This is a genomic window from Micromonospora sp. ATA51, assembly GCF_016802855.1.
GTDB lineage: Bacteria > Actinomycetota > Actinomycetes > Mycobacteriales > Micromonosporaceae > Micromonospora > Micromonospora sicca.
In genome coordinates this window covers 1-14,025 of sequence record NZ_JAEVHJ010000166.1, presented here as the reverse complement: position 1 = coordinate 14,025, position 14,025 = coordinate 1, and the positions used below count along the sequence as shown (strand labels likewise).

Sequence of the window (14,025 nt, the reverse complement as noted above, 5' to 3'; positions counted from 1 at the left end):
TCGTGGGTGGTGCGGGGGCTGGGTCAGCCGGCGTGCTTGCGGCGGGCGGCCATCCGGCCCGCTGCGTCTGGTCGAGGACGACCTTGCGGATGCGCACCGCGGTCGGGGTCACCTCGACGCACTCGTCCTCGCGGCAGAACTCGAGGGCCTGCTCCAGCGACAGCTTGCGCGGCGGGATGAGCTTCTCGGTCTCGTCCGACGTCGACGCCCGCATGTTCGTGAGCTTCTTCTCCTTGGTGATGTTGACGTCCATGTCGTCGGAGCGGGAGTTCTCCCCGACGATCATGCCCTCGTACACCTCGGTGGTCGGCTCGACGAAGAGCTGGCCGCGCTCCTGCAGGTTGATCAAGGCGAACGCGGTGACCGCCCCCGCCCGGTCGGCCACCAGCGACCCGTTGTTGCGGGTGCGCAGCTCGCCGAACCACGGCTCGTAGGACTCGAAGACGTGGTGCAGGATGCCGGTGCCCCGGGTGTCGGTGAGGAACTCGGTGCGGAAGCCGATCAGGCCGCGCGCCGGGACCAGCCACTCCATCCGGATCCAGCCGGTGCCGTGGTTGACCAGCTGCTCCATCCGGCCCTTGCGGGTCGCGAGGAGCTGCGTGATGGCGCCCAGGTACTCCTCCGGGGCGTCGATGGTTAGCCGCTCGACCGGCTCGCAGGTCTTGCCGTCGATCTCCTTGGTGACCACCTGCGGCTTGCCCACGGTCAGCTCGTAGCCCTCCCGGCGCATCTGCTCGACCAGGATGGCCAGCGCCAGCTCGCCACGACCCTGCACCTCCCAGGCGTCCGGCCGCTCGGTCGGCAGGATCCGCAGCGAGACGTTGCCGACCAGCTCCTTGTCGAGCCGGTCCTTGACCATCCGCGCGGTGACCTTCGAGCCCTTGACCCGGCCGACCAGCGGCGAGGTGTTGGTGCCGATGGTCATCGAGATCGCCGGCTCGTCGACGGTGATCAGTGGCAGCGGCTGCGGGTTCTCCGCGTCGGCCAGCGTCTCACCGATCATGATCTCCGGGATGCCGGCGACCGCGATGATGTCGCCCGGGCCGGCCGAGTCGGCCGGCTTACGCTCCAGCCCCTCGGTCATCAGCAGCTCGGAGATGCGGACCCGCTGGGTGCTGCCGTCGGTGCGGCACCAGGCCACCGTCGCGCCCTTGCGGATGGTGCCCTGCCGGACCCGGCACAGCGCGAGGCGGCCGAGGAACGGCGAGGCGTCGAGGTTGGTGACGTGCGCCTGCAGGGGCGCGTCCTCCTCGTACGCGGGCGGCGGGATGGTGTCGAGCAGGGTGCGGAACAGCGGCTCCAGGGAGCTGCTGTCGTCGGGCACCGAGCCGTCGGCCGGCTGGGTCAGCGAGGCGATGCCGTCGCGGGCGCAGGCGTAGATGATCGGGAAGTCGATCTGCTCCTCGTCGGCGTCCAGGTCGAGGAAGAGCTCGTAGGTGTCGTCCACGACCTCCTTGATCCGGGCGTCCGGCCGGTCCACCTTGTTGATCACCAGGATGATCGGCATCCGGGCGCTGAGCGCCTTGCGGAGCACGAAGCGGGTCTGCGGCAGCGGGCCCTCGCTGGCGTCGACCAGCAGGATCACTCCGTCGACCATGGTCAGGCCCCGCTCGACCTCGCCGCCGAAGTCGGCGTGGCCGGGAGTGTCGATGATGTTGATGGTGACCGGATCGGACCCGTCCGCCGGCAGGTAGTGCACGCCGGTGTTCTTGGCCAGGATGGTGATGCCCTTTTCCCGCTCCAGGTCCCCCGAGTCCATCACCCGCTCGGTCGTCTCGCCGCGGGCGCCGTAGGCGCCGGCCTGCCGCAACATGGCGTCGACCAGGGTCGTCTTGCCGTGGTCGACGTGGGCGATGATGGCGACGTTGCGGAGGTCGGTGCGAAGCTGCATACCCTCCATACTCCTGTCTGCGGTTGCCGGTGCGCGTGTCGGGGTCACCCCGAGATCGCCCGGATCTCTGCCGAAACTGCTGTTCCGACCGTTCCTGCGGCTGGCATGCTGGCCCCCGTGCTGCTGGGGACCGGATGCCTGACCTGCTGATGTCGCTGCAGGGCCTGCCGTCCCTGTTGATCTACCTGGTCGCCGCGACGATCGTCGCAGGCGAGACGGCGGTGATCTTCGGCTTGCTGGTGCCGGGAGAGGCGACCCTGTTGCTGGTCGGCTTCTTAGCCTACGCGGGGACGCTGCGGATTATTCCGGCGCTGCTGGTGATGACGGGTGCTGCCGTGATAGGCGACACACTGGCCTTCCGGGCCGGCCGCCGGTACGGCCCACGGCTGCGCGCCTCCGGCCTGGGCGCCCGGATCGGCCCCGAGCGCTGGCACCGGGCGGACGCGATGCTCGCCCGACTCGGCGGGCGGGGGTTCTTCGCCGCCCGCTGGGTGGCCTTCGCCCGCACCCTGGCGCCCCGGCTGGCCGGCGCGGCGGGCCTGCCGTACCGGCGGTTCGCGCCGTGGAACCTGGCCGGGGTGGTCACCTGGGTGGGCGGCTCGGTCCTGCTCGGCTACCTCGCCGGCGAGTCGTACGAGCGGGTCTCCCACCTGCTCGGCCGGGCCACCGGTGCGGTGCTGGTGCTGCTGCTCTGCCTGGTGGCCGTGGTGCTGGCCGGCCGGTGGCTGGGCCGCAACCCCGACCCGGCGCGGGCCCTGGCGTCGCGGGCCGCCGGGCTGCCGCCGCTGCGCTGGCTGCGGGCCCGGTACGGGGTGCTCTTCTTCCTGCTCACCACGCGGTTCGGACCGGCCTGGACGCTGCTGCTCAACCTCGCCGCCGGCCTGCTGCTCCTGTTCACCGCCGGGCTGGCCATCGCCTTCGCGCTGGAGGCCGGGGTCCGGTACAGCGGGCTCGCGGTGGTCGACGGCCTCCTCGCCGACTGGTTCGCCGACCGGCGTACCCCCGGGGTGGTCCACGCCGCGTCGACGGCGGCCTCGGTGCTGCGCGGGTCCGTCCTGATCGCGCTGGTCGCGCTGCTCGCCGCCGTGCTGGCCTGGCGGCACCGGCCCTGGCGGGCCGACCTGCTCAGTGTCGTCGGCACGGCGGGGGCGTTCATGCCGCTGGTGGTGCTGGCCGTGGTGGCCGATCTCACCGGACCGGGCGGGCCGGGCGACGCCGGCGTCCTGTTTCCCACCCAGAACGCGGTGGTGACGGCGAGCCTCGGCACGCTGGCCTGGCTGCTGTCCCGGGGAGCGCCGTGGCCGGCGGCGGTGGCCGCCTGGACGGTCGCGGTCGCGGGCGTGGTGGCGATCGGCGGCGCCCGGCTCTATCTGGGCTGGAGCACGGCCAGCGGCACCGCCACCTCCGTCCTGCTCGGGATGGCCTGGACGGCGGTGTTCATGGTCGCCTGGGCCACCCGGGACCGGGCGGTCGGCGACGGGGGGACGGCGGACGGCCCGACCGGCGACGAACCGACCGCGACCGCCGGCGCGAGACGCGCCCGATGACGATCCGGCCGGGAGCTGCGGGCGCGCCGGAGCCGACCGACGTCGATGGGCCGGGCGGTCGCGGCGTCGTCGGGTCCCGCGACCCGGCCGGTCCTTGCTAAGGTCCGGCCGACAGCCACGGGGGAGGGGCCGGATGCGTCGAGGGATGAGCCGGATGGGCGCCGCGATGGTGGCCGGACTGCTGCTGGCCGCCGGGATCACCGGGTGCGGCGGCGCGGAACCCGAGCCCCGGGAGCTGGCCGCGCCGGTCGCGCTGCCGACGGACGGGTCCGTCGAGGCGCCGGCCGACCAGCCGAGCGAGGCGCCGCCGGGGGTCGAGGCGATGGGGGTGGCGCCCAGCGTCAAGGCCAGCCCGACCGCCGGCCCGACGGCGAAGCCGAAGCCGAAGCCCACCCGGACGGCGGCGGGACCGCTCACCACCCCGAAGCCGCCCACCGAGACGCGGGTCCCGCCGCCCCCGCCGAAGCCGGCACCGAGCGGCTGTCAGCCCACCTACAAGGGCACCCAGGCGACCCGCAGCCAGGTCAAGGCGGCGCTCGGCGACGCCGCCGCCCGCACCTACTGGCCGACCTCCGCGCCGGACATCGCCATCCCGCTCAGTCTGCTCAAGGCGACCGCCTGGCAGGAGAGCGGCTGGCAGTCCAACATCGTCGCCTGCGACGGCGGGATCGGGCTGATGCAGATCATGCCGGCCACCGCGGACTGGATGAACCAGCGCTTCGGCCAGTCGTACGACATCGGCGACTACCGGGACAATGCTACCTCGGCGCCAACTACCTGGCCTGGCTGACGAAGTACATCGGCGACATGTACTTCGAGTCCGACTACCGGCTGGACGCCTCGCTCTGCACCGACGAGCTGAACTCCTGCCTGCTCAACGCGATCATCTCGGCGTACAACTACGGGCACAACGCGGTGGCCCGGGAGGGCGAGCCGCTGACCATCCCCAACCCGCAGTACGTGCGCAACGTGCGGGCGCTGATGACCGAGTGCGTCTGCCTGACCTACTGACCTGACCGATGCGGACGAGGTGACGGCAGCTCCCAACGCGAGCATCTTGACCGGCGAGATTGTCGGCGGCGTTCTATGCTGCTGTCCCGGCCTGTTCGACAGGGGAATCGACAAGACGTGGCAGCGCACGGCATGTACCGGCGGCGGGACGACCCGCGCGGGCGGCTGGTCTCCGACATCGCCGACGACCTGCGGCGTTACTCCGTGGACGCGCAGCACGTCGGGCACGCCTTCGCCGCCCTGCACGGGCTCAACGCCACCGACCTGCAGGCGCTGATCGCCGTGATGGACGCCGAGCTGGCCGGCGACCCGATCACCCCCGGCCGGCTGGGGGAGCAGCTCAACCTCTCCTCCGGCTCGGTCACCGCCCTGATCGACCGGCTGGAGCGGGCCGGACACATCCGGCGTGACCGGGACACCGCCGACCGGCGCAAGGTCTTCCTGCACCACGCCGACCGGGGCGCCGCCCTGGCGACGGAGTTCTTCCAGCCGCTCGGCGCGCGGACCGACCAGGTGGTGGCCCGGTTCAGCGACGAGGAGCTGGCGGTGGTCCACCGGTTCATGACCGAGATGCGCGCCTCCCTGCGCGAACACCGCGACGCGGTGCGGGCCGCCCGCCCGGAGTCGCCGCCCCGGACCGCGGACTGACCGACGTGCTCGACCGGCTCGCCACCCGACTCGCCACCGCGGTGCTGCGGTTGCCGGCCGCCCGGAGCCGGCGGGTGACCGTGACCCGGGACATCCCGGTCCGGGTCCGCGACGGGGTGACGCTCCGCGCCGACCACTACGCCCCGGACCTGACCGGCGCGCCCACCGTGCTGATTCGTACGCCGTACGGGCGGGGCGGGCCGGTGCGGCTGCTCGGCCGGCTCGCCGCCGAACGCGGCTTCCACGTGGTCATCCAGTCCTGCCGGGGCACGTACGGCTCGGGCGGGCAGTTCGCGCCGCTGGTGCACGAACGCGACGACGGCCTGGACACCGTCGAGTGGCTGCGCCGGCAGCGCTGGTGGTCCGGGGCGTTCGGCATGTTAGGCGCCAGCTACCAGGGCTTCGTGCAGTGGGCCGTCGCCGCCGAGGCGGCTGACGAGCTGAGGGCGATGGTCGCGGTGGTGACGGCGTCGGGCACCCGCGACTCGACCTACGCAGGCGAGTCGTTCGCCCTGGACACGGTGCTGACCTGGGCGGAGCTGCTCCAGGCGCAGACCGTGCCGTGGCTGGCCCGGCAGTGGGAACTCAAGCGGGGGCAGCCCCGGCTGACCGCGGCGCTGGCCCACCTGCCGCTGGCCGAGGCCGACCGGATCGCCACCGGCGTCACCGTGCCCTTCTTCCAGGAATGGCTGCGCCACCACACGCCGGACGCCGACTACTGGCGGTCCCGGGTCTTCGGCGACCGGATCGCCGAGGTGCGCGCGCCGGTGGCGATGATCAGCGGCTGGCACGACATCTTCCTCCCCGCCCAGCTCGACGACTACGCCGCGCTGCGGGCCGCCGGCGCCCACCCGCGACTGACCGTCGGACCGTGGACCCACGGCAGCCCCGGGCTCTTCGTGGCCGCCCTGCGGGACGGCCTCGACTGGCTCGACGAGCACCTGGCCGGCCGCCCGGGCACGCGTACCGCGCCGGTGCGGGTGCACGTCGGTGGAGCGGGCGGCGGCTGGCGGGACCTGCCCGACTGGCCGCCGCCGGCCGGTCGACCCGCTGGCACCTGCACGCCGGGGGCGCCCTCGCGAAGGACCCGCCGGCCCCGTCCGCCGGACCGGATCTGGTACGACCCGGCCGACCCGACGCCGTCGCTCGGCGGTCCGCTCCTGGTCGCCCAGCGGGCCGGCGCGGTGGACAACCGGCCCGTGGAGGCCCGGCCGGACGTGCTGACCTACACCAGCCCCCCGCTCGACGCGCCGGTGGAGGTGGTCGGCCCGGTCCACGCCGAGATCCACGTCCGCAGTGAACTGTCCTACCTGGACGTCTTCGTGCGGCTCTGCGACGTGGACCGCCGGGGAAGATCCTGGAACGTCTGCGACGGCCTGGTCCGCGTGGCGCCGGGCCGCTTCCCGACCGGTCCGTCCGGCGTGGTGCGGGTGCCGGTGACCCTCTGGCCGACCGCACACCGGTTCGCCCCCGGGCACCGGTTGCGGGTCCAGGTCTCCGGCGGCGCCCATCCCCGGTACGCGCGCAACCCGGGCACCGGTGAACCGCTCGGTACGGCAGTGACGCTGCATGCCGGGGGCCGGGAGATCCTGCACGATCCGGAGCATCCGTCAGCGATCGTCCTGCCGCTCCTCGACCTCGGTCCACAGTCTTCTCTCAGTTCCAGATAGTGCCTCTGACCTGGGCAAACTGGTGAACGACCAGATATGGTCGGGTCAACTGCCCGGTGCCGTGCAGCACTCGCCGGGCGCATCCCCGGATCACCCCGCCGCCTACGCGGTGTGATCACCGTGCCCGGCCGCGAACGATCGGGAGGGGGGCACCCCATGACGCGGGCTCCGGCGAACCTGTTGGCGGTACGCACTCTGCTGCTCAGTCATCTGAACGTCGATCCGAACGTCGTACGGCCGGAGGACCTGGAGCCCGCGGAGGTCGGCATCGTCGGCGACCCCAGCCACCGCGGCGGCTATCACTGCGGTTCCGACCGGGTCGTGGCGAACGACTACTCCGTGGTGGAGTCCAGCCGGGACTCCTCCGGTCTCACCCTCGACGCGGCCGCCCTGGACGTCGGCACCTTCCAGGTCTCGGCGGGCGGTCGCGCCCACAACCTCTACACGTTCTCCACCTGGTGCGTGGCGGAGTGCGTCGCCGGCGCCCCGGACACCGGGGACCTCCGGGAGATCATCTACTCGCCGGACGGCGCCGTGGTGCGGCGGTGGGACCGGCTCGGCAAGCGCAGCACCGGCGACAGTTCCCACCTGTTCCACACCCACTTCAGCTTCTTCCGCGACTCGATCAAGGCGAACCGGGACCAGACCCCGCTGTTCCGCCGCTACCTGACCAGCATCGGACTCCTGGAGGACGACATGAGCGCCGCGGCCGAGAGCCAGATCGCCAACCTCTACTCCGCCATGTTCTACGGCGGGCCGAGCATGGGGCGGAGCGTCGACCCGGACGGATCCGGGCCCCAGTCGGCCAGCAACAGCGTGGTGGCCAAGCTCGACTATCTGATGCTGCGGGTGGACGCGCTCGGCGTCGCGCTGACCAACCTGGCCAACAGGGACTTCACCAACGAGGAGGCGATCATCGCCGGCGTGCTCGCCGGGCTCACCCCGGAGAAGATCGCGGCGGCGCTCCCGCCCACCATCGCCAAGGACGTCGCCGACGAGATGGCCCGCCGGCTGGCCGCCTGACGGAACGCGCCACCGGCCGGGCCCGATCCGGCAACGACAGTTCCGCAATAGTTATTGCGCAACTGTCGTTGCTGGTGTCAGAGTGGGCGTATGCCGAACCCCGACGTCCGACAGGTGACCGACTCCCGCGTCCTCGCCGCGCTCGCCCACCCGCTCCGCCGCCGCCTGATGGACGTGCTCAAGGTGCACGGTCCGGCGACGGTCGGCCTGCTCGCCGAGCGGACCGGCCAGGCGCCGGCGAACGTCAGCCACCACCTCAAGGTGCTGGCGAGCGCCGACCTCGTCGCCGAGGCACCCGAGCTGGCCCGGGATCGCCGGGAGCGGTGGTGGCGCCTGCAGAGCCGCGGGGTGCGCTGGTCCAACAGCGACTTCGACGCCGACCCCGCCGCCCGGGCGGTCGCCGATGCCGCGACCTCGCTCAACCTGGACCGACAGGCCGCCCTCGCCCGCGCCTGGCACGCCGCGCCCGACGAGGCCCAGGCCGCCTGGGGCGACGGGCCCTTCTCCACCGACCGCTGGCTGCACCTCACCCCGGAGGAGCTGGCCGAGCTGGGGCGCGAGGTGATCGACCTGTTCGCCCGCTGGGCGGACCGGGAGGTTCCCGACGACGGTCGGCGGCGCGAGCCGGTCTTCCTGTTCGCGCACGGCATCCCGGCGCAGCCGTGAGCGCGCCGACGACGAGCCGACTGCCCGACCCGCCGGTACGCCCACGCGGAGGGCTGTTCCGGCACCGGGACTTCCGGCTGCTCTGGACCGGGCAGGCCGTGAGCAGCATCGGCAGCAACGTGACCACCGTGGCGCTGCCACTGGTCGCGCTGGCCGTGCTGGACGCGACCACCTTCCAGGTCGCGGTCCTCACCGCCGCGGCGTGGCTGCCCTGGCTGCTGGTCGGCCTGCCGGCCGGAGCCTGGGTCGACCGGCTGCGCCGCCGCCCGGTGCTGATCGTCTGCGACCTGGTGTCGGCCCTGCTGTTCCTCAGCGTCCCGGTGGCCGCCGTGCTCGGAGTGCTCACCATCGGCCAGTTGCTGGCCGTGGCGCTCGGCGCCGGCCTGGCCCGGGTCTTCTTCGAGACCGCCGACCAGGCGTACCTGCCGACCCTGCTACGGCCCGAGGAGGTGCCGGAGGGCAACGCCAAGCTGCAGGCCACGCAGACTGCGAGCTACGTCCTCGGTCCGGGGCTGGCCGGCCTGGTCGCTCAGCTCGCCGGGGCGGTCACCGCCCTGCTGCTCGACGCGCTGAGCTTCCTCGTCTCCGCCGCCTGCCTGGGGCGGATCCGCACGGTCGAGCGTCCGGTGCCGCGCCCCGACGGGCCCCCGTCGCTGCGCCGGGAGGTGGCGGCCGGGATCCGCTTCGTCGCCCGGGACCCCTACCTGCGGGTGATGACCCTCTTCGGTGCCGCCAGCAACATCGGTCTCACCGGCTACCAGGCCGTCCTGGTGGTCTTCCTGGTCCGCACGGCCGGACTGTCGCCCGGCCTGGTCGGGCTGCTGATCGGCCTGGCCAGCGTGGGCGGGATCGTCGGCGCGACCGTGGCCACGGCCGTCGCCCGCCGGGTCGGCACCGCCCGCGCGATGCTGCTGGCCGCCCTGGGCAGCGGGCCACCCGCCCTGCTCATCCCGCTCACCGTGCCCGGCGTCGGGGTGGTCTGGCTGCTCCTCGGCGGAGTCGCGATCAGCCTCGCCGTCGCCGTGGGCAACGTCGTCAAGGGCAGCTTCCGGCAGACGTACACCCCGCAGGCGCTGCTCGGCCGGGTGACGGTCAGCATGCAGCTGCTCAACTACGGGACGATCCCGCTGGCGGCCGTGCTGGCCGGGGCGCTCGGCGCCGCGTACGGGCCGGGCCGGGCGATGTGGGTGATGACCGGCTGGCTGGCGCTGACCCCGCTGATCCTGCTGGTCGGGCCGCTGCGGTGGCGACGCGACCTGCCGGCGGCGCCGGAGGTGGCCTGAGATGCGCTGCGGCGGCGGTCGGAAACCGACCGCCGCCACCGGCACAGAGCTACATCGGACGGACGTTGTCCGCCTGCGGCCCCTTCTGCCCCTGGGTCACCTCGAACTCGACCTTCTGGCCCTCGTTGAGTTCCCGGTAACCACTGCTCGCGATGGCCGAGTAGTGGACGAACACGTCCGGGCCTCCGCCGTCCTGCTCGATGAAGCCGAAGCCCTTTTCCGAGTTGAACCACTTGACCGTGCCGGTTGCCATGCAATCTCTCCCTGTTCAAAGCGGGTGAACACCGGCCGCGCGGCCGGGTGATCGCCCTGTACCACCCTGACAGTAGCGGTCCGGGCCGCAATCCGCTGCCGGAAGTGCCGGCGCGCCCTCGAAATCCGCTCGCGGAGCGGGAAATCCACCCGGTCCCGGCCGACCCGGGGCATGCTTGCCCCGGTGAGGGAACGCGCGGCGCTGGCCGACCTGGAACGGGAGATCGCCGTGCCCGGCTTCGGTCTGGACCGGCTCCAGCTGGTGGAGACCCCGTTCGTGCCCGAGGTGCGGCTGCACCTGGCCGAGGACGCGATCGTCTGGTGGGCCCGGATGGAGGCGGCGGCGGGTCACCCCCTGCCGCCGCCGTACTGGGCCTCCGCCTGGGCCGGCGGGCAGGCCCTCGCCCGCCACCTGCTCGACCACCCCGAGCTGGCCGCGGGCCGCCGGGTGCTCGACCTGGCCGCCGGGTCGGGGCTGGTGGCCATCGCCGCCGCGCTCGCCGGCGCCGACCAGGTGGTCGCCAACGACATCGACCCGTACGCCGTCGCGGCGGTCACCGTCAACGCGCGAGCCAACCGGGTGGTCGTTGCCGCCACCGCCGACGACCTGCTCGACTCCACGGTGACCGCCGACCTGCTGGTGGCCGGGGACATCCTCTACGACGCCGCGCTGGCCGAACGGGTGCTGCCGTTCCTGCAGCGGGCCGCCGCCCGCGGCGCCGAGGTGCTGGTCGGCGACCCCGACCGGGGGCACCTGCCGCTGGGGCGGCTGAAGGTGGTGGCCAGCTATCCGGTGCCCACCACCGAGCCGTCCGTGGACTCCCCGGTGCGTCGGGTGCAGGTGCTGCGCCCGGCCTGACCGTCGACGCGAGTCGGGGTCGACCCCGAGTCGGGATCAGGGGCCGGTGGGGGATCGGACCCGATGTGCGCAGGGTCGGGGCGGCCATAGCGTACGGGCATGACGGATCTGCTGGCCCAGTTCGGTGAGCTGCCCACCGCCCTGCTGATGAGCACGCTCGGGATGGTCATGCTCGCCGACGCCGTACCGCTGCTCGGCGTACTGGTGCCCGGCGACGCCGCGGTGCTGGCCGCGGTCGGCGCGGCCGGCCCGCGACCGGGCTGGCGACCGTGGCGGCGGTGGTGGCCGGCTGCCTCGCCGGTTGGTCGCTCAGCTTCCTCGCCGGTCGGCGCTGGGGCGACCGGCTGCGGCACAGCCGGGTGGGCGGCTGGATCGGCGAGTCGCGGTGGGCGGCGGCCGAGGTGATCCTGCGCCGCGGCGGCGGCCGGATGGTGCTGGTCGCGCCGTTCCTGCCGGTGTTCAACGCGCTGCTGCCGCTGGCCGCGGGCGGACTGCGGATGTCCTACCGGCGATTCGCGGCCTGCGCCGCGCTCGGCGCGACGGCCTGGGCGGGCCTGTACGTGCTGCTCGGCACCGTCGCCCGGGCGTTGGCCGGGCTGCTGCCCGGGGCGCCGAACCCGACCGTGCTGACCATGGCGGTCGGCCTGCTGCTCGCCGGTCCGGTGCTGCTGGGCACCGGCACCGGCTCCGCGCGTTGGCCGGGGTGGGCACGTCCGCCTGACCGGTCACGCCGGCGACGGGGGCCGGCGTGGCCGCGGCGCGCGGCCACCGTCGGGGTCGGACCGCGGCCGGTACGGGCGGTCGGGCCCGCACCGGCGGGGGACTCACCAGCCGCGGGCGCGCCACTGGGGCACCGAGGGACGCTCCGCGCCGAGGGTGCTGTCCTTGCCGTGGCCCGGGTAGAACCAGGTCTCGTCCGGCAGCCGGTCGAAGACCTTGTGCTCGACGTCGTCGATGAGCTGCCCGAACCGCTCCGGGTCCTGGTCGGTGTTGCCGACCCCGCCGGGGAAGAGACTGTCGCCGGTGAACAGGTGCGGGGTGCCGGCCGGGTCGCGGTAGAGCAGCGCGATCGAGCCGGGGGTGTGCCCCTTGAGATGGATGACCTCCAGCGGGCAGCCGCCGACCGCGACGGTGTCGCCGTCGGTGAGCGTCTCCGCGTCGATCGGCAGCCCGTCGGCGTCGTCGGCGTGCACCAGCGGGCGGGCGCCGGTCTTGACGACCACCTCCTCCAGGGCCACCCAGTGGTCCATGTGCCGGTGCGTGGTGACCACCGCGGCCAGCCCGCCGTCGCCGACCAGTTCGACCAGCCGGGGCGCCTCGTTGGCGGCGTCGATCAGCACCTGCTCGCCGGTGTCCCGGCAGCGCAGCAGGTAGGCGTTGTTGTCCATCGGGCCCACCGACACCTTGGTGATGGTGAGCCGGTCGAGTTCACGGACGGCCGGCGCACCGCCGGGCGTGACGTCTCCGCTGTAGGTCATGGCTCTGCTATATCCATTCCGGTGGGGTCGGCAGGGGGCCGTCGGGGGTGACGGCGAGCACCTCGCCCGCGCTGCGTCCGATCAGCCAGGCGGCGAGTTCGGGCGCCGGGCCGGTGATGGTGGGCGCCCCCTCGGGATCGCCCACGACGAGTTCCTGGCGGACCCCGTCGAAGCGCAACACCATGGCCGGCGCCTCCGGCCGGCCGGCCAGCCCGGTGGCCACCTCGTGCAGCAGCCGCTGGGCGAACGCGTCCGGCCACTCGGCCGGCCGGTAGCCGGCGGCCAGGTCCACGTGGTGCACCTCGATCTCGCGGAGCCGACCCCAGACCAGCAGGGCCGCCGGCCACGGGCCGCGCCGCGTCTCCACGCTCGTCGCCCACGCCTCGACCGGCATCGCGTCGACTGCCTCGACGAACCGCTCCGAGCTGCGCCGCAGGTCGTCCAGGAGGGCGGCGGGCGGGCGATCGGCGCCGGCCTCGATGTCCGCGGTACGGGCGTCCGCGCTGGCGTACATCGGGATCTGCTCGCCGGTGCGCGCGGCGGTGAGCAGGTTGACGAAGCCGTCGGCATTTCGGGCCAGGTGGGTCAGCACGTGTCCCCGGGTCCAGCCCGGGAGCAGGGATGGGGCGGCGACGTCCGCGGCGTCGAAGGCTGCCACGGTACGCAGCAGCCGGGCCGTGGCGTCGTCCACCTCGCCGGTCAGCAGGAGCGGATCGGTGGTCACGCGTCGACCCTAGCGGTCCGGCGCCCCGCCGTCGCCGTGGAAATCGCTTTCGGCGCGTCGGCGCGCCACCTACCGTCGGCCTGGAACGCGGCACCGGACGTCGGAGGAGGTGGTGGTGATCATGCCGGTCGTAGCGCGCGTGTTTTGCCAGGTACCGCCTCGACACCGATGAGGATGCCATGACCATGGATCTGACCGCCCTCGGCTGGGACGCCGGCTGGGCGGCACACGTACGACGGGGCAGCGACCACCGGCCGGGCCGGGTGGCCCGGGTCGACCGGGGGGTCTGCACCGTGCTCTGCGCCGACGGCCCGGTCCGGGCCAGCCTGGGCGGCGGGGTGCTGGCCGCCGCGCCCGGGACCTGAGCGCGCTGCCCTGCGCGGGCGACTGGGTGCTGGTCGGCACCTGGCCCGACCGGCGGCGGACCGTCGAGGCGGTGCTGCCGCGGCGCACGGCGCTGGTCCGCCGGACCGCCGGCAAGGACGCCAGCGGGCAGCTGCTCGCCGCCAACCTCGACGCCGCCGCGGTCGTCGAGCCGGTGCACCCGACGCCGGACGTCGGCCGGATCGAGCGGGCGCTGTCCCTGGTCCACGAGTCGGGGGCCCGGCCCCTGATCGTGCTGACCAAGACGGACCTGGCCGCCGACCCGGCCGCGCTCGCCCGCCAGCTCGGCGCCGTCGCGCCCGGGGTGCCGGTGCTGCCGGTCAGCGCCGAACACGGCGTCGGGCTCGACCCGCTCCGGCCGTTCGTCGCCGCCGGGCGGACGCTCGGTCTGCTCGGGCCCTCCGGGGCCGGCAAGTCGAGCCTGGTCAACGCCCTCGCCGGGGCCGTCGTCATGCCGACCCAGGCGATCCGCCGGGTCGACGGCAAGGGGCGCGGTCAACACGATCCAGGCCAACCGGCGTACGGAGGAGCTGCTGGCCCAGTCCCAGCGGCTCGCGCAGGAGTTGCAGGAGCAGTCGGCCGAGCTGCA

Annotated in this window: 11 protein-coding genes and 4 pseudogenes; 11 read left to right on the top strand and 4 right to left on the bottom strand. The window is 73.8% G+C overall.

What is annotated here, in order from left to right:
• Window positions 1–23 precede the first annotated feature (23 nt).
• A pseudogene (gene typA, locus JNW87_RS23135) lies at window positions 24–1,891 on the bottom strand (translational GTPase TypA).
• Window positions 1,892–2,025: 134 nt separating this feature from the next.
• Between typA and JNW87_RS23130 the strand changes: the two are divergent.
• From JNW87_RS23130 to JNW87_RS23100, 7 genes and pseudogenes are all read left to right on the top strand, one after another.
• Window positions 2,026–3,438, top strand: coding sequence for a DedA family protein (locus JNW87_RS23130; protein ID WP_109800059.1), 1,413 nt, complete (start codon window positions 2,026–2,028; stop codon window positions 3,436–3,438).
• Window positions 3,439–3,571: 133 nt separating this feature from the next.
• Window positions 3,572–4,449 (top strand): annotated as a pseudogene (locus tag JNW87_RS41650) (transglycosylase SLT domain-containing protein).
• Window positions 4,450–4,581: 132 nt separating this feature from the next.
• On the top strand, window positions 4,582–5,097 hold the full coding sequence (locus tag JNW87_RS23120) for a MarR family winged helix-turn-helix transcriptional regulator (protein WP_109800057.1): 516 nt from the start codon (window positions 4,582–4,584) through the stop codon (window positions 5,095–5,097).
• Between the two features lie 5 nt (window positions 5,098–5,102).
• A complete protein-coding gene (locus JNW87_RS23115) occupies window positions 5,103–6,767 on the top strand; it encodes a CocE/NonD family hydrolase (protein ID WP_238454383.1) in 1,665 nt (554 codons plus the stop codon).
• 156 nt (window positions 6,768–6,923) lie between these two features.
• Window positions 6,924–7,790, top strand: a complete 867-nt coding sequence (locus JNW87_RS23110; protein WP_109800056.1) for a hypothetical protein — start codon at window positions 6,924–6,926, stop codon at window positions 7,788–7,790.
• 90 nt (window positions 7,791–7,880) lie between these two features.
• Entirely contained in the window at window positions 7,881–8,456 is a 576-nt protein-coding gene (locus tag JNW87_RS23105) for a helix-turn-helix transcriptional regulator (RefSeq protein WP_109800055.1), read from the top strand.
• Window positions 8,453–9,739 (top strand): MFS transporter, encoded by a 1,287-nt coding sequence (locus JNW87_RS23100; protein ID WP_236647308.1) that lies wholly within the window; start codon window positions 8,453–8,455, stop codon window positions 9,737–9,739. The genes JNW87_RS23105 and JNW87_RS23100 overlap by 4 nt, the downstream gene beginning before the upstream one ends.
• Window positions 9,740–9,788: 49 nt before the next feature.
• Here the strand turns inward: JNW87_RS23100 and JNW87_RS23095 are convergent, their stop codons facing one another.
• Entirely contained in the window at window positions 9,789–9,992 is a 204-nt protein-coding gene (locus JNW87_RS23095) for a cold-shock protein (RefSeq protein ID WP_007462771.1), read from the bottom strand.
• A 171-nt stretch (window positions 9,993–10,163) separates the two neighbouring features.
• On the opposite strand from JNW87_RS23095, the gene JNW87_RS23090 reads away from it, so the two are divergent.
• The gene (locus JNW87_RS23090; protein WP_109800054.1) at window positions 10,164–10,850 is read left to right on the top strand and encodes a methyltransferase; all 687 of its coding nucleotides are present in this window, start codon (window positions 10,164–10,166) and stop codon (window positions 10,848–10,850) included.
• A gap of 99 nt (window positions 10,851–10,949) precedes the next feature.
• Window positions 10,950–11,527: pseudogene (locus JNW87_RS23085) on the top strand (DedA family protein); the annotation flags it as partial.
• A 147-nt stretch (window positions 11,528–11,674) separates the two neighbouring features.
• On the opposite strand, the gene JNW87_RS23080 reads toward JNW87_RS23085, so the two are convergent.
• Together JNW87_RS23080 and JNW87_RS23075 are read right to left on the bottom strand one after the other, a co-directional pair.
• Window positions 11,675–12,328, bottom strand: a complete 654-nt coding sequence (locus JNW87_RS23080; protein WP_109800052.1) for an MBL fold metallo-hydrolase — start codon at window positions 12,326–12,328, stop codon at window positions 11,675–11,677.
• 7 nt (window positions 12,329–12,335) lie between these two features.
• Window positions 12,336–13,052, bottom strand: coding sequence for a maleylpyruvate isomerase family mycothiol-dependent enzyme (locus tag JNW87_RS23075; RefSeq protein WP_109800051.1), 717 nt, complete (start codon window positions 13,050–13,052; stop codon window positions 12,336–12,338).
• Window positions 13,053–13,231: 179 nt separating this feature from the next.
• Here JNW87_RS23075 and JNW87_RS41645 point away from each other — a divergent pair, with 179 nt between their 5' ends.
• A complete protein-coding gene (locus tag JNW87_RS41645) occupies window positions 13,232–13,417 on the top strand; it encodes a hypothetical protein (protein ID WP_375373535.1) in 186 nt (61 codons plus the stop codon).
• 26 nt (window positions 13,418–13,443) lie between these two features.
• Window positions 13,444–13,869, top strand: a pseudogene (rsgA, locus tag JNW87_RS41640) (GTPase RsgA); the annotation flags it as partial.
• Window positions 13,870–14,025: the final 156 nt, after the last annotated feature.

Bases quoted from the DNA above. Each gene is read 5' to 3' on its own strand.
- JNW87_RS23130 (WP_109800059.1), top strand. From the start codon at position 2,026: ATGCCTGACCTGCTGATGTCGCTGCAGGGCCTGCCGTCCCTGTTGATC.
- JNW87_RS23120 (WP_109800057.1), top strand. From the start codon at position 4,582: ATGTACCGGCGGCGGGACGACCCGCGCGGGCGGCTGGTCTCCGACATC.
- JNW87_RS23110 (WP_109800056.1), top strand. From the start codon at position 6,924: ATGACGCGGGCTCCGGCGAACCTGTTGGCGGTACGCACTCTGCTGCTC.
- JNW87_RS23105 (WP_109800055.1), top strand. From the start codon at position 7,881: ATGCCGAACCCCGACGTCCGACAGGTGACCGACTCCCGCGTCCTCGCC.
- JNW87_RS23095 (WP_007462771.1), bottom strand. From the start codon at position 9,992: ATGGCAACCGGCACGGTCAAGTGGTTCAACTCGGAAAAGGGCTTCGGC.
- JNW87_RS23090 (WP_109800054.1), top strand. From the start codon at position 10,164: ATGCTTGCCCCGGTGAGGGAACGCGCGGCGCTGGCCGACCTGGAACGG.
- JNW87_RS23080 (WP_109800052.1), bottom strand. From the start codon at position 12,328: ATGACCTACAGCGGAGACGTCACGCCCGGCGGTGCGCCGGCCGTCCGT.
- JNW87_RS41645 (WP_375373535.1), top strand. From the start codon at position 13,232: ATGACCATGGATCTGACCGCCCTCGGCTGGGACGCCGGCTGGGCGGCA.